The sequence below is a fragment of the Mesorhizobium sp. Root102 genome (assembly GCF_001425625.1).
GTDB lineage: Bacteria > Pseudomonadota > Alphaproteobacteria > Rhizobiales > Rhizobiaceae > Mesorhizobium.
The window spans coordinates 12,877-30,699 of record NZ_LMCP01000023.1; the positions used below are offsets into that span (position 1 = coordinate 12,877).

General features: G+C 65.5%; 19 protein-coding genes and 1 pseudogene. 6 read left to right on the forward strand and 14 right to left on the reverse strand.

The genetic code is table 11. The annotated features are described in order from the left end of the window. Window positions 1-73: 73 nt before the first annotated feature. From ASD12_RS18665 to ASD12_RS18705, 9 genes are all read right to left on the reverse strand, one after another. Window positions 74-499, reverse strand: a complete 426-nt coding sequence (locus ASD12_RS18665; RefSeq protein ID WP_056589155.1) for an organic hydroperoxide resistance protein — start codon at window positions 497-499, stop codon at window positions 74-76. 48 nt (window positions 500-547) lie between these two features. After that, window positions 548-1,477 (reverse strand): acyltransferase domain-containing protein, encoded by a 930-nt coding sequence (locus tag ASD12_RS18670; protein WP_280139570.1) that lies wholly within the window; start codon window positions 1,475-1,477, stop codon window positions 548-550. Beyond that, window positions 1,474-2,364, reverse strand: coding sequence for a triphosphoribosyl-dephospho-CoA synthase MdcB (gene mdcB, locus ASD12_RS18675; RefSeq protein ID WP_082525526.1), 891 nt, complete (start codon window positions 2,362-2,364; stop codon window positions 1,474-1,476). Before mdcB ends, ASD12_RS18670 begins: the two co-directional genes overlap by 4 nt. Further along, entirely contained in the window at window positions 2,340-3,002 is a 663-nt protein-coding gene (mdcG, locus tag ASD12_RS18680) for a malonate decarboxylase holo-[acyl-carrier-protein] synthase (RefSeq protein ID WP_348271727.1), read from the reverse strand. The genes mdcB and mdcG overlap by 25 nt, the downstream gene beginning before the upstream one ends. Further along, window positions 2,995-3,726, reverse strand: a complete 732-nt coding sequence (locus tag ASD12_RS18685) for a biotin-independent malonate decarboxylase subunit gamma (protein ID WP_056589163.1) — start codon at window positions 3,724-3,726, stop codon at window positions 2,995-2,997. The genes mdcG and ASD12_RS18685 overlap by 8 nt, the downstream gene beginning before the upstream one ends. Then, window positions 3,713-4,642, reverse strand: coding sequence for a biotin-independent malonate decarboxylase subunit beta (locus ASD12_RS18690; RefSeq protein WP_056589166.1), 930 nt, complete (start codon window positions 4,640-4,642; stop codon window positions 3,713-3,715). Before ASD12_RS18690 ends, ASD12_RS18685 begins: the two co-directional genes overlap by 14 nt. Beyond that, complete coding sequence (gene mdcC, locus ASD12_RS18695; RefSeq protein WP_056589170.1) at window positions 4,635-4,952, reverse strand: malonate decarboxylase acyl carrier protein; 318 nt, start codon at window positions 4,950-4,952, stop codon at window positions 4,635-4,637. The genes ASD12_RS18690 and mdcC overlap by 8 nt, the downstream gene beginning before the upstream one ends. Before the next feature lie 11 nt (window positions 4,953-4,963). Beyond that, window positions 4,964-6,634, reverse strand: coding sequence for a malonate decarboxylase subunit alpha (mdcA, locus tag ASD12_RS18700; protein ID WP_056589173.1), 1,671 nt, complete (start codon window positions 6,632-6,634; stop codon window positions 4,964-4,966). Window positions 6,635-7,034: 400 nt separating this feature from the next. Then, window positions 7,035-7,307, reverse strand: a complete 273-nt coding sequence (locus ASD12_RS18705) for a hypothetical protein (RefSeq protein WP_056589176.1) — start codon at window positions 7,305-7,307, stop codon at window positions 7,035-7,037. A 540-nt stretch (window positions 7,308-7,847) separates the two neighbouring features. Here ASD12_RS18705 and ASD12_RS18710 point away from each other — a divergent pair. From ASD12_RS18710 to ASD12_RS18720, 3 genes and pseudogenes are all read left to right on the forward strand, one after another. Then, entirely contained in the window at window positions 7,848-8,246 is a 399-nt protein-coding gene (locus ASD12_RS18710; RefSeq protein ID WP_156388901.1) for a BA14K family protein, read from the forward strand. A 210-nt stretch (window positions 8,247-8,456) separates the two neighbouring features. Beyond that, a complete protein-coding gene (locus ASD12_RS18715) occupies window positions 8,457-8,807 on the forward strand; it encodes a DUF1330 domain-containing protein (protein ID WP_056589182.1) in 351 nt (116 codons plus the stop codon). A gap of 271 nt (window positions 8,808-9,078) precedes the next feature. Continuing rightward, a pseudogene (locus tag ASD12_RS18720) lies at window positions 9,079-9,399 on the forward strand (ATP-binding cassette domain-containing protein); the annotation flags it as partial. Window positions 9,400-9,423: 24 nt separating this feature from the next. On the opposite strand, the gene ASD12_RS18725 reads toward ASD12_RS18720, so the two are convergent. Then, window positions 9,424-10,560, reverse strand: coding sequence for a LacI family DNA-binding transcriptional regulator (locus ASD12_RS18725; RefSeq protein WP_056589185.1), 1,137 nt, complete (start codon window positions 10,558-10,560; stop codon window positions 9,424-9,426). A gap of 567 nt (window positions 10,561-11,127) precedes the next feature. Between ASD12_RS18725 and ASD12_RS18730 the strand changes: the two genes are divergently transcribed. From ASD12_RS18730 to ASD12_RS18740, 3 genes are all read left to right on the forward strand, one after another. Beyond that, window positions 11,128-12,090 (forward strand): sugar-binding protein, encoded by a 963-nt coding sequence (locus tag ASD12_RS18730; protein ID WP_056589188.1) that lies wholly within the window; start codon window positions 11,128-11,130, stop codon window positions 12,088-12,090. Window positions 12,091-12,211: 121 nt separating this feature from the next. Continuing rightward, the gene (locus tag ASD12_RS18735) at window positions 12,212-13,756 is read left to right on the forward strand and encodes a sugar ABC transporter ATP-binding protein (RefSeq protein WP_082525559.1); all 1,545 of its coding nucleotides are present in this window, start codon (window positions 12,212-12,214) and stop codon (window positions 13,754-13,756) included. A gap of 61 nt (window positions 13,757-13,817) precedes the next feature. Continuing rightward, window positions 13,818-14,813 (forward strand): ABC transporter permease, encoded by a 996-nt coding sequence (locus ASD12_RS18740; RefSeq protein ID WP_056589192.1) that lies wholly within the window; start codon window positions 13,818-13,820, stop codon window positions 14,811-14,813. 25 nt (window positions 14,814-14,838) lie between these two features. On the opposite strand, the gene ASD12_RS18745 is transcribed toward ASD12_RS18740, so the two are convergent. The 4 genes from ASD12_RS18745 to ASD12_RS18760 all read right to left on the reverse strand — a co-directional run bounded on the left by ASD12_RS18745 (window position 14,839) and on the right by ASD12_RS18760 (window position 17,813). Then, on the reverse strand, window positions 14,839-15,054 hold the full coding sequence (locus ASD12_RS18745; protein WP_056589194.1) for a hypothetical protein: 216 nt from the start codon (window positions 15,052-15,054) through the stop codon (window positions 14,839-14,841). Next, on the reverse strand, window positions 15,051-15,806 hold the full coding sequence (locus ASD12_RS18750) for a COG4280 domain-containing protein (RefSeq protein ID WP_056589197.1): 756 nt from the start codon (window positions 15,804-15,806) through the stop codon (window positions 15,051-15,053). Before ASD12_RS18750 ends, ASD12_RS18745 begins: the two co-directional genes overlap by 4 nt. A gap of 226 nt (window positions 15,807-16,032) precedes the next feature. After that, window positions 16,033-16,662, reverse strand: a complete 630-nt coding sequence (gene phnN, locus ASD12_RS18755; protein WP_056589200.1) for a phosphonate metabolism protein/1,5-bisphosphokinase (PRPP-forming) PhnN — start codon at window positions 16,660-16,662, stop codon at window positions 16,033-16,035. Next, window positions 16,659-17,813: an alpha-D-ribose 1-methylphosphonate 5-triphosphate diphosphatase gene (locus tag ASD12_RS18760; protein WP_056589203.1), complete on the reverse strand. Its 1,155-nt coding sequence runs from the start codon at window positions 17,811-17,813 to the stop codon at window positions 16,659-16,661. The genes phnN and ASD12_RS18760 overlap by 4 nt, the downstream gene beginning before the upstream one ends. Window positions 17,814-17,823 lie beyond the last annotated feature (10 nt).

A 17,823-nucleotide genomic window follows, 5' to 3' on the forward strand; every position in this document is an offset into this window, starting at 1 on the left:
CTTGGTATGCTTTGTCGGCCGCGATCAGGCCGGGTGCCGGTCGTGGGAGCTGGCTGGTCCAATCTCATCAATGTCACAGTGCAACGACCGTCCTGGCGACATCGACGTTCCCGCGGATCGCATTGGAATAGGGGCAGATCGCATCGGCGCCGCGCACCAGTTGCTCGGCGGTCGCCTGGTCGACGCCGGCGATGCTGACCGCGAGCGTCGCGTGCAGCACGAAGGCGTCGGCCACGTTGCGGCTGAGTCCGATCTCGGCGACCACATCGACATCGCCATCGGCGAAGCGATGCCCCGACTGCCGAGCAACGCGCAACAGCGCGTTCTCAAAACACGCGGCATAGCCGCCGGCAAAGAGCTGTTCGGGATTGGTGCCGCCGCCCATGCCACCCAGTTCCTTGGGGATGGCAAGCTTGAGATCGAGAATGCCGTCCTCGCTGCGGATCATTCCCTTGCGGCCGCCCGTTGCGGTGACCTTGGTCGAGTAGAGAATAGTCATGCGTTAACTTCCTTCATGAGCGGTTTGGTCTCGCGTCTGTGGGGGTGTTTAGGACGCCATTTCCATCCACCGGCGCAGGCCAGCGACGGAGCGGAAATCGGCGGCGCTGCGTGCTGGTATCCCGGGCTCGAACTCGGCCATGATCCCCGCCAGGGCATCGCCAGGCCCGAGTTCGAGCACGCGGGCGGGACGGAAGGCGCAACAGGCATCCATACACGTCGCCCAGTCGATGGTTGTCGCGATCTGCGCAGCGAGCTTGTCGAGACCATCGGCGATCCGGCGAACCGGCGTCCCGTCGATCCCGCTGATCAGCCGCACCTCGCGCGGCAAACGGGCGTCCGCGACGGTTTCCCTCAGCAGCCCGCCGAACCGCCTGGCCGCGGCCTCAAGAGCCGGCGTGTGCGAGGCGACGTGGATCGGCAGTATAGTCGCGCGGATGGCGCCGCGTGCCGCGGCGTCCGTGAGTGCCTGCCGGAGCCCCGTCGCGCGCCCGCCGACGATGACGTGCAGCGGACCGTTGACGATGGCGACGTCGAGCCCATAGGCGCGGCAAAGTCCGTCGACGACATCGCGCTGCAAGCCGACGACGGCGGCGAGCCCAGAGGGCTCACGCGTCGCCTCGTCCATGAGTGCGGCGCGGCGCGTCACGAGGTCGAAGGCGATCGACGCGTCGATGACGCCGGCGACAGCCCAGGCTGGCACTTCGCCCGCGCTGTAGCCGGCGATGATCAGCGGGCGTGGAGTTGATGGCTCTATAATGGCCCAGGTGGCTAGCGCCGCCGTGCAGCACAGTACCTGGGCGACGTCGTTGCGTTGGATGTTGCTGCCGCCCTCCCGCACGAGGTCGCGCGCGTCCCGCCCGCCGAGCGCTCGGGCGGCCGCGGCGAAGATCGCCGCCGCCGCCGGCTCGAAGGCGACGAGGTCGAACATCTCAGGGTTCTGGCGGCCTTGGCCTGAGCACAATATGGCGGTGCTCACGGCCCGTTCCCTAGGCGATCGAGGAAGATCGTCGCGGCCAGCAGGTCGGCCGAGCCGCCCGGGCTGAGGCGCCGCGCGACGAACCGGCGATGCACCGCGACGGCATGGGCGAGCCAGCCCGCCCGGCCGACGCCGCCGCCGAGGAGGAAGTCGCGCGCCGCCTCGCGGGCATCCCCGAGGCCCTTCGCGCCGCCGCGATGCAGCAGGTTGGTGTCCTCCATCGTCGCCAGCAGCGCGAAGAAGGCGTGCACGCGCGCGGCCTCCTCATTCCCGGAGAGGCTCCGCCCGGCGTGAAGGGCAGGCAGTCCGACCCGCACGGCGTGCGGGAAGCCGTTCGCGGCCTCGGTACGCGCGCCACCGGCCCCGAACCGGCGTAGCGCGCCGCTGCCATGACTGTTCAATGGAATCGGGCCGCGCAGGATCGCTGCGGCCCATCTGTCGCGAACCATGGAGGTGAGCCGCGCCGCTGTCAGGCCGGCTGCACATTCCACAAGGGTTGCACCCGCTGCGGCGCAGAGCAGGCCGAGCGCGAAGATGGCCCCCCGATGAGTATTCACCCCGCCGGTCGCGGCTAGCATGGCCGCTTCCGCCCGCAGCCCCGTCCACCGCAGCGCGTCCATGCCTGCGCCTGCCGCACCGGCCTGCGCGAGTTCGACATAGAACGGCCGAAGCGCGGCGATGCTGCGCCGGAAGGTGCCAGCATCCATGTTATCATGGCTGCCGGCATCGACGAGGCTGACGAGGCCGGGCTTCGGCCAGGTTTCCAGCTCGTCGGTCAGCGCCTGTGCCGCCGCCTCGCCGATCCATGCGAAGGCGGCCTCGCGAACCGGCTCGGGGCCGGCCGGGCCAGTGGTGGGAGCGGTCAGGTGAAGAGGGTGCGCGCGCATCTCAGTTCCGTTCCCTTCATGGATTTCACAAGGACCGCGCCTGCGGGCCGGCCGATTTCGGCATGGAGTTCGCGCCAGTTCACCCCTGCCCCGCCGGAGAACAGAACCTCGCCGTCGAGCCGGGCGGGGCCGTGCCTGTCGATCCGCGCGAGTCCGGCCAGCAGATCGGGTTGGATGTCGCGGTCCGGTGCCGGCCAGAGCAGGTCGAGGTCGGAGGCGGGCCGCAGATAGGAAAGCCCGGTCAGGTGCTGCCAGAGCAGCGCACCGAACACGGCCGGCCGCAGCGCCAGGTGCCGACCGAGCGCAAGGACTGCGTCGATCTGGGGCCGCAGCCTGGGCGCCGCCGATGCGGTGGCCTCCTCCAGTGCGACCAGGGGCAGCGTCCGCGCGACGGCCGGGACCGGGACCGTGAGACCGACGCGCCGCTTGCCCAGCGCGGGGGGCATGGCCAGGCCAACCGCGATACCGCGCGCCTCGCCCGGCGCCGGACGGCGCACGATCACCGGCCAGCCACGCTCCGCCCAGCCGACGAGAAGCTCCCGCTCATCGCTCGCAAGCTCCCAGATGACGGAGGCATGGTCGAGCACGCTCGACCATGCCTCCGGCCGGATGCACAGGAGTTGGTGGCGGCTATACACGGCGGTATCGGCTCGCCTGGTCCGCCACGCGCCAGGCGATGCCGGTGGCGAGGAGCCGCCCGCCGCGCTCGGCACCCAGTGCGTCGCGCACATCGTGCGCCGGGATGGTCGCGAGCGTCGTCTCGATCTGGACGTCGAGCGGCTTCGCTGGGTCCCAGACCTGCGCGATCGCGCCGACCTTGGTCATCGAATCCAACCCCGGCGCGAAGACCGGGGTGGTCTTCGCCAGGGCCTCGAGCTTCTCCAGCGGCAGCTTGGTCACGCGCGCCATGGAGGGCAGGTCCATCACCGCCGGCTCGGCTCCGGGAAGGGCGACGAGGACGTCGGTTGCGAGCGCGGTGGCGAGGAACGCGCCGGCTGCTGCCCTGCCGTAGTTAAGTCCGATGGTGGGATGACCGCTGCGGCTCGCCAGCAGTAGGCATTTCGCCAGATGGGCGAGATATTCGTTGAGCCCCAACATCTCGTCGCGCCGCGCCATGCGCTGGCCCTGCGTGTCGACGACGACGAGCATCGGCGCGTCCCCGCCGGCGGCGGCGATGTCGAGCACGCGCTCGGCGAGCGGCAGGACGCCGTCGATGCCGAGCGGCTCGCCCTCCGCGATGCCGATCACCTCGACCGCACGGCCGCAAACGCGCCTGCCGGTGCCGAGCAGCAGCTTGCCGGGCCCGACGACGACGTCGTGGCCGGAGGGGAACAGACCGGCCAGTATCTCATCGAGCGTCATCGCCGGCTCCCTTCACATCCGCGACGAGGGCGACGAACACCGGGTCGTCCATGTCTCCGGCCGCCCGCGGGTCGGCGACGCCGAGCGCTTTCCACATAGCGGCCGCGCGGTCGCAGCCGCCGAGCCGCCCGACCCGCCCGGCCAAACGTGCCTGCTCGGCGCGAAGCGTGGCGAGATCGAAGGGGCGCGCTTTGCCCATGAGCGCGAGGGTGGCCTCGCGGAAGCTCGCCGCCGTGTCCTCGGCATAGGCGTCAGCGCCGCCGATAAGGCGCCTCGTGCGACCGCCGGTGACGCCCCAGACCAGCGCCTTGTCTCGCGAGTCGAACTCCTCGACGCCCTTGTTGGTCTCGATGACCTCTGGCCCCGTCACGCCGGTACGCCCCTGTTCAGAGATCACGATCGCCGAGCAGGTCGCGGCGATGAGCCCAGCGCCGCCGAACGCCCCGGCGCGTCCGCCGACAAGGGCGATGACCGCCACGCCGGCGGCGCGTGCCTCGACGATCGCCCGCATCACCTCGGCGACGGCGAGCTCGCCGGCATTGGCTTCCTGCAGCCGCACTCCACCGCTGTCGAGCAGCAGGAGTATACTGCGCGGCAGCTTCTCGTCATCGCGCGCGGCGCGGATCAGGCCGAGCAGCTTGGCGCCGCTCACCTCGGCAAAAGTTCCGCCCATGAACTGGCCTTCCTGCGCGGCAACCAGAACGCTGTTCCCGTCGAGGCGCCCGCACCCGACGATCATGCCATCGTCGAAGGCGGCGGGCAGGTCGAACGAGGCGAGATGCGGGCTCTGCGCGCGTTCCGACGGCGGCACGAACTCCGTGAAGCTGCCCGCGTCGAGCAGTTTTGCGAGGCGCTCTCGCGCGGTGGAAAGGAACCAGCTCGCGGACGCGCCGAAGGGACGGCCGGTCTCACTCATCGTCCATCTCCATGGTCCGCACGCCCTGCATGAGACGGAGCGCGACCGTATCCGGCCGGGCTCCGCCGTCGTTGATCGAGATGCGCATGCCACCCGGCGAGGTGCGCTCGACGAAATCGGCGACGACGGCCTTCCACACCTCGTCATAGCCGCGCACCGGCGTGGTGATCTCCACGGCGCACTCGTTCTGTGCGAGCACGCGCTCCAGCAGGACCTCGAGATTGCCAGACGCGACGACGCCGACGATCGCCGAGCACGCCGTGCCGGGGGCCGGGCCGCGTGTCGTGAAGCGAAGCTTGAGGTTTTCCATGGGCTGCGGTCTCACCAGTTGCGAAACTTGCGGGGCGGATCGTAGAGATTGCCCGACCAGCGCAGCAGCTCCTTGACGGAGCGGGCGGCCAGAAGGCTCCTGTTGGCGTCGAGAGGGTTGATGCCGAGGTCCTCGGGGCGCTGGATCACCTTGCGGGCGCGCAGTTCCTCCACAGCCCTGGCGTCGCGAGCGCGGCCGACATCCGTGTAGCCGGCAACGCCCCGGATCGCCTGCTCGCGCTCGGCGGGCGTGCGGCAGAGCAGGAGATTGGCGATGCCTTCCTCCGTCACGATGTGGCTGACGTCGTCGCCGTAGATCATCACCGGGGGGAGAGCGAGATCGAGCGACTTCGCCAGCTCGATGCTGTCGAGGCCCTCGACGAAGGTCGGGCTGAGCTTCTCGCCGAAGGTCTCGACGATCTGCACCACGAGTTTTCGCCCGCGCGGCAGACGCGTCGGTTCGCCCGCGGCCTCGCGGCCCGCCTTCAGCCAGGCATCGCTCGCATGGCGGCGGCCGCGCGGATCGGAGCCCATGTTCGGCGCGCCGCCGAAGCCAGCGATGCGGTCCTTTGTAAAGGTCGAGGAATTGCCTGCGAGGTCAATCTGCAGGGTCGAGCCGATGAACAAGTCGGTGGCGTAGAGCCCCGCAGACTGGCAGTACATGCGGTTCGAGGCCATGGAGCCGTCGCGGCCGGTGAAGAATATGTCCGGCCGAGCGCGCATGTAGTCGTCCATCCCTACTTCCGAGCCGAAGCTGTAGACCTGTTCGACCCAGCCGCTCTCGATGGCCGGGATCAGGGTCGGGTGCGGGTTCAACGCGAAATGGGTCGCGATCCTGCCCTTCAAGCCGAGCCGCTCGGCATAGGTCGGCAGGATCAGCTCGATGGCGGCAGTATTGAAGCCGATGCCGTGGTTCAGCCGCTTCACGCCATAGGGTTCGTAGATGCCCTTGATCGCCAGCATGGCAGTGAGGATCTGCGTCTCGGTGATCTGCGCCGGGTCGCGGGTGAACAGAGGCTCGACATAGAAATTCGACGGTGCCACCACGACGAAATCGACCCGGTCGCCCGGTACGTCGACGCGCGGCACCTTGTCGACCAACTCGTTGACCTGCGCAATGACGATGCCTTGCTTGAACGCGGTCGCCTCGATAACGACGGGCGAATCCTCGGTGTTCGGGCCCATGTAGAGATTGCCCTCGCGATCCGCACAGCGCGCCACGGTGAGCGCGACATGCGGGGTCAGATCGACGAAGTAGCGCGAGAACAACTCGAGATAGGTATGAACCGCGCCGAGCTCGATCTTGCTGGCCTTGAGCGCGCGCGCGATCGCGGCTCCCTGCGGGCCGGAATAGGAGAAGTCGAGCCTCTTCGCGATGCCGGCTTCGAACAGGTCGAGGTGCTCGGCCAGCACCACGCCCGACTGCACGATGTGCAGGTCCTTCACCACGACGGGGTCGACCTCGGCGAGCCGGGCGGCGAGGAAGTCGGCCTGCTTCTGGTTATCGCCTTCGAGGCAGACCCGGTCACCGGAACGGACCAAGGCCTCCAGCAGCTTCGTCACGTCCTCGTGGAAGACCAGCTTGTCCCTGGCGTAGCGGGCGGCGGCGGCCAGGCGCTGCTCGCGCGATTGTCGGGCCGTATCCCAAGCGCGTTGCGATGGACCGCTCGATCGGGCATTCATGGACGAACCTCATGCGCCGGGAAGGGAGCGCCGCGCCTTCGCGCGCGACGGCTTGCGTCTTTCCCATTCGGTCGCCTCGCCGGCCCTGTGGGCGGCCTCCTCGATGAGGGTGGCAACCTGCGCGGGATGAGCTTCGTAGACCGAGTGGTTGACACCTGTCACGACGATGAAGGGTGCCTAAAGCGTGTCGCGTCTGAACGGATTCAAGCGGCCCGCTTTAAGTCCTTGCCTTTATGCATGTCGTTCTCCCAAAACTGAGGTCACTTTTGGGCGATATGCATTAGGCGCTCATGGTGGAAGCGCTCGAGGTTGATGGTTTAGTCGTTGCCGGCGACGATGTCCCAACTAGGCTTGGTCTTCCACGCCGCGGCGGCCGGTGTTGAGCGTGACTGACTAGGTCTTAGTTATGGCCGCCGAGCGTATTCACATTCGCGCAGAAGTCGGTGTACGGCTGCCTCATGCCCGCGCACTCGTTCTTCATCGCTTCTTGCTTTTCGGCAGGCATAGCCATGAAAACTTTCTTGAATTCCTTCAGCGGCTTCATGGTTTTCATGCTGGCATCCGTAAAGAACGGTTTCATAGTGTCCGGCTCACCTAGAGTGCCGGCAAATGCAATGCCGCCAGACGGGAAAAGCGCAATTGCGGCACCGAGGCAGATAGCTTTGATGTTCATGGGGCATGGTCCTTCCCTGGTTCAAAGGTGGTACCAACGACAAACTGCGTTGATGGGTAGAGGAATAACCCCCAACCCGACTGGTGTATTTTCTCCAACCACTAGTTTTTGTCTGAAAGACTGTTGCTGATTGGCCGTGCCATGACGAGTGCTGCCGCGGCGTTCAAGAGTCTCTTCAGCCTTCCTCACTGAAGTCCCGCAGAATGGATGGCGCAGATCTTTCTTTGCCGCGCAGGTGCCTCACACGGCCGATCAAAACCGGCTTCACCATCCGCTGCGTCGCTAGCCGCTTCATGCTCCCTAGCGCCAACTCGGCGTGCTCTTGAACGTGCTTCCAAAGCCGCTCTCGGATTGATTTAATGCTGGCGGCTCTCTGACTTCTCGCCGGCGCCGGATCGACCTGCTTGCACACAATGGGGGATCATTCGGCCGCATTAGATATAGTCCGATGTAAACCAAAGTATAGTTTCGTTTAACGTGGACCGGGGGCACGCTGCTCTGCCAGAACGCATAGAGGTTGTCGTTCGAGAGGAGAATAACATGAAACCGGCAGGAACAATGTTAGCTACTATTGTCTTGGGTGCGGCGGTCGTGGCCGGCTCGGCAACCGCGGGTCTGGCCGCGCATGGCGGCGGCCACGGCGGTGGGGATGGCGGCTTTGGCAGCGGCCATTCTGGCGGAATGCCGTTCGCGATGCACGGCGGAGGATTTGGAGGCTCCGACATGTCCTATGGAGATCATTTTGGTGGCTACTCCCATCCCCATTTTTATCACGGCGGCGGGTACCGTCCATACTTCCCATATTCTCCATCTTACGAAAATGATGACGATTCCGCCTACGATTACTACAGTTCTTACTGCGCGCGCATCCATTCCACCTACAATCCCTATACGGGCGCCTATATCGGCAGCGATGGACGCCTGCACTATTGTTCGTAAGGCCGTCCTCGGATCCGGCTGCTCCTGGCAGCGACAGATTTCGAGCTCGAGCCCATAGCGACTCCGAGACAGACCATCCAGTTGCAAAGCATCGCGTCGCACCCCCTCCGGTGCAAGCCCCTGACTGATCTGCAAGCGGCGCGGGGGCTATGTCGCACGCCCTCCCCTTCTTCCTTGCCGCGGCACCATGTGTTCCATTGAGGATTTTCCATGTCGACCTATCTAATCAACCACCTGCGAATCCCTGGCGATGTACCCAACGATGAAGGTCTGTCCTATCTCGAGCAGGTTGAGGCTACCGTTGCACCCTATGGCGGTAAGTGGCTGGCGCAGGGATCAGTCGACGTGCTCGAGGGAGCCTGGCCGGGCTCGGTCGTGCTGATGGAGTTCCCAAGCCGGGATACTGCGAGCGCTTGGTACAATTCAGCCGCGTATCAGGCGATCGCGCCTTTGCGTGTCCGCAACGCCATCTCCGACCTCGTCCTGATCGACTCGCTCCCCGAGGGCTTCACGATCAACGAATTCGCCAAGGACATCCGTCGGGCGCTCAAAAGAGCCTGAAACGTTTGCTTTGTCTCGATTGGTCCGAGCGACGTGCTGGCGCCATCACAGAGTTTCCAGGCGCGTGCGCGTTATCGACGTCAACTCTGATGTTCGAGGGCGATAGGCAGCCTGCTCAAGTCCGCAGATTTTGATGAATCGCGTCGCATCCTGATGTTCGCTCGTGCGGGGTGGCACGCGACTAGGGAAACCTGGCACGATGAAAGCCCCGGCGAGTCAATGCCCGTGGGCAAGTGGCGGCGCCCGTCTGTCCTAGCTGCGCTGCTTTGCAGTCGATGCCCCGGTCAGCAATTTCTCCGGTGGCCAACGGCAGGCTGTCGCCATCGGCCGCGCCGTCTACTGGGACGCGCAGGTCCTGATCATGGACGAGCCGACCGCGGCACTTGGCGCGCCAGAGCAACGCAAGGTGATTTCGCTCATCCACCAGCTCAAGGCGCAAGGGCGCGGCGTGATCTTCATCCCGCACAATCTGCAGGACATCTTCGCGGTTTCGGATCACATCGTCGTGCTGCGGCGCGGCGTCCAGGCCGGCGAGCGCAAGATCTCGGAAACCAACCACGACGAAGTCGTCAAGCCGATGGTTGGCGGATAAGGCGCCGGCCCGCGAGCGGACGCTTTAACTCACCGACGCTTCGCTCGAACTCGCGGACGAGCCGACCACAGCCCGTACGCTCTCTCGCTCCACCAGCGGGCACTCCAGCTTGGTAATCGGGTACCGCCCCCGTCCAGGCGGCGCCGGCGCTTCGAGCTGCTCGATTGCCCATTGGCCCATCGCCATGTGCGGCAGGATCGAGGTCGTCAGCGGCGGGAAGAGGTGGCGGGCGATTTCTTCATCGTCGTAGCCGACGACGGAAATGTCCTGCGGGATGTGCAGGCCTGCTTCCTTCAGCGCCTCATAGCAGCCGATCGCGGTGCGGTCGTTCTGGCAGAAGATGGCGGTCGGGCGGTCCTTCAGCGCCAGCAGCTTGACGGTCGCGGCATAGCCCGCACTTGCCGACCAGTCGCCCTCGACAACCAGTTCGGGATCGAACGGGATGTCGGCGGTGGCGAGCGCGCGGCGATAGCCCTTCAGCCTGTCTTGAGCGGCCTGCATCCACGGTTCGCCGGTGATGGTGGCGATGCGGCGGTGGCCGTGGCTGATCAGATGGCGGGTCGAGTTCTGGCCGCCGGCGATCTCGCTCGGCACCACGGCCGGGAAGGCGTAGTCCGCCGTATAGCAGTTGAGCAGGATCACCGGAATGTCGAGGCCGTAGAGATAGTCGGGCGCCGTGATCTCGCGGGTGAAGATGGTCATGTAGATCAGCGCCGAAATGCCTCGCTTGGTGAGCGCTGCGATGGCGCGCGGCTCCATGACGGAATCGCCAAGCGTCTGCGCCACCAGAAGCACGTTGCCGGCATTCCACGAGGCCTGCCGCGCGCCCTCGATGGCGACCACGGCTTCCGGGCTGGTGGCGAGCTGGTCGACGGCGAAGCCGATCACCCCGTCCAGTCCTTCGAAGGCGGTGGGAGGTTTTTGCAAGGCCGAGAAGGCCGGCGGCGAATAGCCGAGCGCCCGCGCGGCCTCGATCACTCGTTCGCGGGTCTGCTGCGACAGCCGGATGCCGGGTGAATTGTTGAGCACGAAGGAAACGGTTGCCTGCGAGCAGCCGGCGGCCCTGGCGATGTCGGTCATGGTGACGCGACCCCTGGCGCTCTTCGCCGCCGTCTTGCGTCGCCTCGCCGTATCGATGGTCGGGTCCGTCGTCTCGCTCATGGCACCCCCAAATTCCGGTCTGTCTAGCGGCAGCCTGTCAGGCCGGCAAGATGGCGTGACGCCGTATCGTTATAGGTCGTCACGAGCATTTATATCTATTAGTACCTTCAACGTCCATCCGCCATGCGGCTCCATACAGCCCGGAGCGCGAGCGCCATAGGACTTGGGCTTTGGCGCGTCCGGGGCGGCAGCTTGCCTGAAACCGCAACCATACCCACGGACATCGCCTCGAAACTAATACTGTTTACTAATACAAAAATGCGCTGTACCGTCAATCTGTCGCGTCCGGCCGGTTGGGTTCGGGGTGGCGGGAGTGTACGCAAATGGCTCGAAGGCGGGCGGATCTTACCTCCGCAAGCCTTGTCTCGGATATGTGATATGTCAGACAAATCGGACTATTTACGAACGAAGGATGAGTCTCTAAGGTCCATGATCGTGGCTGGAACGGCGCCATTCTTTCGGTGCCGCGAACCCCTTTGAGGAGGAGGGCGTCCAAGCTGCAAACGGCAAAATCAGGTCAGTGCAAGATCGGTCAGTCTGACGACTGAACCAAACGGGAGGTTGAACATGAAATCCTTGATACGAAATGCATCCGTAGCCGCCATGGCGCTGCTGCTTGGCCTGTCGGCCACGGCAATCGCGCGCGCCGACGACAAGCCGACGCTGGCCTTCGTCGTCAACGGCGCTTCCGATTTCTGGAAGGCCGCCGAAGCCGGCGTCAAGAAGGCGCAGGGCGAACTGCCGGACTACAATCTCGAGCTCAAATATCCCGAGCAGTCCTCGGTCGCCATCCAGCAGCGGCTCATGGACGATCTGGTGACGGCCGGCGTGAAGGGCATCATGGTCTCGGCGGTTGATCCGAAGACCTCGACCGATGGTCTCAACAAGATCGCTTCGGAAACGGCGCTGTTCACCACCGACTCGGACGCCCCGCAGACCAAGCGTGTCGCCTATATCGGCTCGTCCAACGTCGATGCCGGCAAGCAGGCCGCCGAAATCGCCAAGAAGGCGATGCCCAATGGCGGAAAATGCCTCGGCTTCGTCGGCCTGCTCGGCGCCGACAATGCCAAGGAGCGCATCCAGGGCATGAAGGACGGCCTGGCCGGCACCAAGATCGAGCTGATCGACGTGCGCGGCGACGACATCGACCAGGCTCGCGCCAAGAAGAACGTCGAGGACGCGCTGGTCGCCAGCCCCGACGTCACCTGCATGGTCGGCTTCTATTCCTACAACACGCCGCGCATCTATGAAGCGCTGCGCGATGCCGGCAAGCTCGGCTCGATCACCGTCGTCGGTTTCGATGACGATCCGATCACGCTGGGCGGCGTCAAGGAAGGCACCATTGCCGCGACCGTCGTGCAGCAGCCCTTCGAATGGGCCTATCAGGGCATGAAGCTGATGGCTGCCTATCTCAAGGGCGACAAGTCGGGCATCCCGGCCGGCGGTCTCATCATCATCCCGACCAAGATCATCGGCAAGGATGACGTCGACGCCTATGCCGCCAATTTGAAGGCGATGGCCGGAAAGTAAGACTTGACGCAGTTCAGCCGGCTCAACGTCGCTTGGGCCGGCTGCTCGCATTGACGAACCGCGCGTGGATCGTCAGTCTGAAGATGGACCAAAAACGGCCCACCGGCTGCTGTCAGGCATGATGAATTATTCCGACACATCCATCGTTGCGTCCACGGTTGCTCCATTCCTGAGCCTCGAGAACGTGCGCAAGACATATCCGGGCGTCGTCGCGCTCGATGGCTTCTCCATGGAGGTCAGGCCGGGCGAGGTCATCGGCCTCGTCGGCGAAAACGGCGCCGGCAAGTCGACCTTGATGAAGATCCTCGGCGGCGTCACCACGCCGGACACCGGCACGATCACCGTCGACGGCACCGCCCACAAGGGGCTGACCGTCGAAGGCAGCCTGGGATCGGGCATCGCCTTCGTCCACCAGGAACTCAACCTGTTCGACAATCTCGATGTCGCCGCCAATATCTTCTTCGGCCGCGAGCCGTTGCGCGCCGGGCCGCTCAAGCTCGTCGACCGCGCAAAACTGCGCACCATGGTGGCGCCGCTGTTGAAGCGCGTCGGCGCCAATTTTTCCGCCGACACGCCGGTCGCGACCCTGTCGCTGGCCCAGCAGCAGATGGTCGAGATCGCCAAGGCGCTGTCGATCGAGGCAAGGCTGGTCATCCTCGACGAGCCGACATCGAGCCTGCCGCTCGCCGAAACCGACAAATTGCTCGACGTCATCAAGGCGCTGAAGGCGGACGGCATCAGCGTCATCTTCATTTCGCACCGGCTGCACGAGGTCGAGCGCGTCGCCGACCGCGTCGTCGTGCTGCGCGACGGCATGCTGGCCGGCACGCTGGGCAAGCACGACATCGGCCACGACCAGATGGTCAAGCTGATGATCGGCCGCATGCTGAAGGAGCGCGAAAAAGCCTCCGAGGCGGCGCGTGCGCCCGGCGCCACAGCCCTTTCCGCCAAGGCCATCCGCACCCCCGCCTATCCCGCCCGGCCCGTCGATCTCGACGTCAGGCGCGGCGAAATCCTCGGCCTTGCCGGGCTTGTCGGCTCCGGCCGCACCGAACTGGCGCGGGTGTTCTTCGGCATCGACTCAAGCCTTGGCGGCGCGCTCGAACTCGACGGCAAACCGCTTGCGCTGGGCTCGGCGGCGGACGCCGTCGCGCATGGCATCTTCCTGGTGCCGGAAGACCGCAAGCTGACCGGCATCCTGCTCGACCTGTCGATCGCCCAGAACATTTCGCTGCCCAATCTGCCGGCGCATGCGCGCCGCTCCCTGGTGTCCACAAGCGCCGAGACCGCCACCGCCGAGAAGCAAAAGAAAGATCTCGGCATCAAGGCGCCGTCGGTGCAGACGCGCACCGGCACGCTGTCGGGTGGCAACCAGCAGAAGGTCGTGCTCGGCAAATGGCTGGCCATGAATCCGAAGGTGATGATCCTGGACGAGCCGACGCGCGGCATCGACATTGGCGCCAAGGCGGAAATCTACGGGCTGATGCGGGCGCTCGCCGATGCCGGCGTCGCCGTGCTGATGATCTCCTCCGACATGGAAGAGGTAATCGGTGTGTCCGACCGCATCGCCGTCATGCATGAGGGCCAGATCTCGGGCATTCTGGACAAGGACCGGTTCAGCCAGGAAAACGTGCTGCTGCTGGCGGTGGGCAAGCTGCCGAAATAGGTTTTTGCCTCGCATTTCGCGCAAGCGCGATCCCGCTCGGGCAGGCATTGGGGAGAAGACGATGAGCAAGAAAGATCTCGGCCTGCTGATCCTGATTCTGGTGGTCGGCGCCATCGTTGCGATCATCAATCCGCGCTTCCTGCTGCCGATCAACCTGGCCAACACCTCGAATCTGATCGGACTATTCGGCATCCTGTCGATCGGCCAGGCCTTCGTCATCATCACCGGCGGCATCGAACTGTCGGTCGGCTCGGTGGTCGCGCTGCTGGGAACGCTGTTCATCGACTTCATCGCCGTGCGCGAGATGGAGTGGCCGCTGGCCTTCGTGCTGATCCTCGTGCTCGGCGCCATCATCGGCCTGGTGCATGGCTGGCTGATCACAAGGCTGAAATTGCAGCCTTTCGTCGTCACGCTATGCGGCCTCCTGATCTACCGCGGCGTCGCCCGCTTCTACACCGCCGACGGCACCGCCGGCTTCGCCTTTGGCCAGAATTTTCCCGACCTCGAATTCCTCACCGCCGGACGCTCCTATGGCGTTCCCAACAGCTTCATCGCGCTGATCGTCATTGCCATCGTCATGTGGGTGGTGCTGCACCGCTCGGTGTTCGGTCGCTATCTCTACGCCATCGGCAAGAACGAGGAGGCGGCGAAATATTCGGGCATCCGCACCGGCCGCGTCGTCATGGCGGCTTACGTCATCTGCGGCGTGCTGACGGCGCTGTCGGCGATCTATTTCGCCATGTACACCCGCTCGATTTCGCCAGCCAGCCACGGCCAGTTCTACGAGCTCTACGCCATCGCCGCGGCGGTGCTCGGCGGCTTTTCGCTGCGCGGCGGCGAGGGCTCGCTGATCGGCGTCATCCTCGGCACGGTGCTGCTGCAGGAACTGCAGAACCTTGTCAACCTGCTCGGCATCCCGTCCTCGCTCAACTTCGCGGTGATGGGCGGCGTCATCCTCATCGGCGTGCTGGTCGACCAGCAATGGGGCGTGTTCCGGGCACGGCGGCTGATGGTCGACGCGACCCGCAAGAGCGCCGCCGGCGCGGCCGCGGAATAGACGCCGGCCGCGCCGATATCGAGCGCTACCGGTTGGTCGCGCGCGCGGCGCGGCGAACGCTTTGCAACAGGATCGCGAGGCAGCCGATCAGCAGCAAGCCGCCGCCGAGCAGCGGCGGCAGCGCCAGCAGTTTCACCGCCGCCGCGACAACGGCCACCAGCACCAGCGCCAGCAGCGCCAGACTTCCGTCATCGACGAACATGCCGAGGAATTCCTTGGCCGCGAGACGAATGACGTTCATCGGGCAAGCTCTCCGGAGAGTGTGGGGTAGGCACCGCGCAGCCAGCGCACCATGACAAAGGACGCCAGCGCGACGATGGCGAAGATGGCGAGCAGAGCGAGATCGGCGCCCGGCCAGTCGGCACCTAAGCCTTCGCCGGTCCAGAAGATGCCGAAGCTGGTCAGCATCAGCCCGACGACGAATTTGAGTGCATTCTCAGGCACGCGCGCCAATGGCCGGTGGACCGCGAGTCCGATCAGCATCACCAGGATGAACGCCGCCAGCGCGCCGAGGCTGGCGTAAAGCGTCTGCCCGTGTGCCGCGCCGACGGCAACGACGATGAACACCACCTCGACGCCTTCGAGCAGCACCGCTTTGAAGGATGCCAGCCCGGCGAGGTAGTCGGCGCGGCGGCCGTTGGCCTGCTGGTGCAAGACGGCGGTTTCCTTGGAGAAGGCCGCCTCCTCGTCATGCAGGGCGATGACGCCGATACTGCGCAGGATGGCTTTTCGCAGCCAGCGCATGCCGAACAGGATCAGCAGCACCCCGACGACGAATTGCAGCGTGGTGATGGGTACGAGCGCCAGCAGCGGGCCAAACGCCAGCACCAGGGCCGCCAGCAGCGCCAGCGCCAGGGCCGCGCCGGTCAATGCCGGGCGCCAGCCGCGCGTCACCCCCACCGCGAGCACGATGGTGAAGGCCTCGACGACCTCGACGAACGACGCCAGAAATGAGGCGGTGATCGTCGAAAGGATGGGTGTCAGGCTGTGCATCGAGGCTTCCTGTATTGTGTCGTTCTACCATGATCTGTTTGAAAGGTCGCTTCCCCAGGGTCGCGGTCCAGGATCACCATGCCGTCAGCGCCACACAGCGCTCCGCTGGCAGGGAAAAAGCAAGCGAAGCACCAACCGGCGGAGTCGAGCCGCACGCGCGGCGGCTCGAGATCGACCACCAGCCACCAGCATCGGCCCTGGAATGCGCTCGATAAACGCTGGAAGCCTAGATCAGGCCCGACATGTCGGAGAAGGCCATGGCCTTGCGCAGCACCTCGGCGAAACGCTCGCCGGCGGCTTCGCGCGGGCCGCTGTTGTCGATCGAGGTGACGCCAGGGCCCGACAAGGTCACACTGGCGCTGCGCGCCAGCCGGGCCAGAACTTCGCCGCGCGATTCACGTCCCCGCATTGCCAGCCGCTCGGCCAGAACCTCCGGCGAGGCAGTGATCTCGACGATGGCCAGATTGGCATAGCGTTCGCGCAAGGAGGGGATGATCGCGCGCGACACATTGGCGACAGCAACATGGCCATTGGCCACTGACCAGTCGACATCGGCCGGGATGCCATAGCGCAAGCCGTGAGCTTCCCAGGAGATGGCAAAGGCGCCATCGGCTTCGGCTTCGACGAAGGCGGCGTCAGCCAGCGTGTCGTGGTCCTCGCTGGCGGCATCGCTGGGCCGCGTGATGACGCGGCGGACGAACTCCAGCCTTGTCTCGTCGGTGAAGCGGGCGCGGGCGTAGCCGATCACCGTGTCCTTGCCGGCGCCACTCGGTCCGACCACGGCGACGAAGACGCCATCGCGGATCGGAAACGTCTCGGCGGACAATTCCCGCTCGATCAGCGCCGACACCATCATGCCACCCGGCGTCCCTGCCGCCAGACGGTGCGCACGACCGGGACATGGTCGTCTACGCGCACGCGCACCAGATCGGCGCGGCGGCCCTGTTCGATGACACCGCGGTCGGTCAGGCCAACCGCTTCGGCCGGGTTCTTCGAGACCATGGCGACCGCCTGCGGCAGGGAAATGCCTTCGACGACATCGCCAAGGAAGAAGGCCGACTGGATCAGGCTGAAGGGAATGTAGTCGGATGACAGGATGTCGAGCAGGCCGTCGCTGGCCAGCGTGCGGGCCGAGACGTTGCCCGAATGCGAGGCGCCGCGCATGACGTTGGGCGCACCCATCAGCACGCCGAGCCCGGCCTCTTTCGAGGCCCTGGCGGCCTCCTCCGTGGTCGGGAACTCGGCGACGCGCACGCCCTGTTCGATCGCCTCGCCGACATGGCCAAGGGTGGCGTCGTCATGGCTGGCCAGCACGATGCCGCGCTCATGGCAGGCGGCGGCGATCACCGCCCGGTTAGGTGCCGAATTGCGCGCCGATTCCCCCATCCGCTTTTCGCAGAACACCTTGAAGTCGCGATCGGTCAGCTTCAGCTTGCGCTGGTAATAATAGGCATAGGTTTCGAGATTGACGAACTGGCGCTGGCCGGGCGCATGGTCCATCAGCGATGCCAGCTTGACCCGCTCGTCGCCGTCGAAATTGGCGAATGCCCCGAGGCAGTCCGGCGCCGAAACCTCGCAACGCAGATGGATGAAATGGTCGGCGCGCAGACGATCTTGCTGGACGCTGTCCTCGATCGCATCGGCCAGCTTGCGGATGTCTGTCGACGTCAGGTCAGCGTCTTCGTCCATGCCGACGCGCAGGGCGTCGAGCACGGTGGTGATGCCGGCGGTCGCCACCTGCGCGTCATGGGCGAGCACGGCGGCGATCGGATTCCAGCGCACCTTGGGCCGCGGCGCGTAATGGCCTTCGAGATGGTCCGTATGGAGTTCGACCAGCCCGGGAATGATATAGTCGCCGCCCATATCCTCGCCGGCCATGCTTCCACTGGTTTGGCTGGCACCCGCTTCTATGCCGGCGATAAAGCCGTCGCGCAGCACCAGCGAACCCTCGACGATCTCGTCGGCAAGCACGATGCGGGCGTTGTGGAGAACAGTCTCGGCGGTCATTTCAGGCAGT

Coding starts and splice junctions, on each gene's coding strand:
- ASD12_RS18750 (WP_056589197.1), bottom strand. CDS start 15,806: ATGCACAGCCTGACACCCATCCTTTCGACGATCACCGCCTCATTTCTG.
- ASD12_RS18705 (WP_056589176.1), bottom strand. CDS start 7,307: ATGAACATCAAAGCTATCTGCCTCGGTGCCGCAATTGCGCTTTTCCCG.
- ASD12_RS18690 (WP_056589166.1), bottom strand. CDS start 4,642: ATGAGTGAGACCGGCCGTCCCTTCGGCGCGTCCGCGAGCTGGTTCCTT.
- ASD12_RS18730 (WP_056589188.1), top strand. CDS start 11,128: ATGAAATCCTTGATACGAAATGCATCCGTAGCCGCCATGGCGCTGCTG.
- ASD12_RS18740 (WP_056589192.1), top strand. CDS start 13,818: ATGAGCAAGAAAGATCTCGGCCTGCTGATCCTGATTCTGGTGGTCGGC.
- mdcC (WP_056589170.1), bottom strand. CDS start 4,952: ATGGAAAACCTCAAGCTTCGCTTCACGACACGCGGCCCGGCCCCCGGC.
- ASD12_RS18735 (WP_082525559.1), top strand. CDS start 12,212: ATGAATTATTCCGACACATCCATCGTTGCGTCCACGGTTGCTCCATTC.
- mdcB (WP_082525526.1), bottom strand. CDS start 2,364: ATGCGCGCGCACCCTCTTCACCTGACCGCTCCCACCACTGGCCCGGCC.
- ASD12_RS18685 (WP_056589163.1), bottom strand. CDS start 3,726: ATGACGCTCGATGAGATACTGGCCGGTCTGTTCCCCTCCGGCCACGAC.
- ASD12_RS18725 (WP_056589185.1), bottom strand. CDS start 10,560: ATGAGCGAGACGACGGACCCGACCATCGATACGGCGAGGCGACGCAAG.
- mdcA (WP_056589173.1), bottom strand. CDS start 6,634: ATGAATGCCCGATCGAGCGGTCCATCGCAACGCGCTTGGGATACGGCC.
- ASD12_RS18665 (WP_056589155.1), bottom strand. CDS start 499: ATGACTATTCTCTACTCGACCAAGGTCACCGCAACGGGCGGCCGCAAG.
- phnN (WP_056589200.1), bottom strand. CDS start 16,662: ATGATGGTGTCGGCGCTGATCGAGCGGGAATTGTCCGCCGAGACGTTT.
- ASD12_RS18745 (WP_056589194.1), bottom strand. CDS start 15,054: ATGAACGTCATTCGTCTCGCGGCCAAGGAATTCCTCGGCATGTTCGTC.
- ASD12_RS18715 (WP_056589182.1), top strand. CDS start 8,457: ATGTCGACCTATCTAATCAACCACCTGCGAATCCCTGGCGATGTACCC.
- ASD12_RS18710 (WP_156388901.1), top strand. CDS start 7,848: ATGAAACCGGCAGGAACAATGTTAGCTACTATTGTCTTGGGTGCGGCG.
- ASD12_RS18760 (WP_056589203.1), bottom strand. CDS start 17,813: ATGACCGCCGAGACTGTTCTCCACAACGCCCGCATCGTGCTTGCCGAC.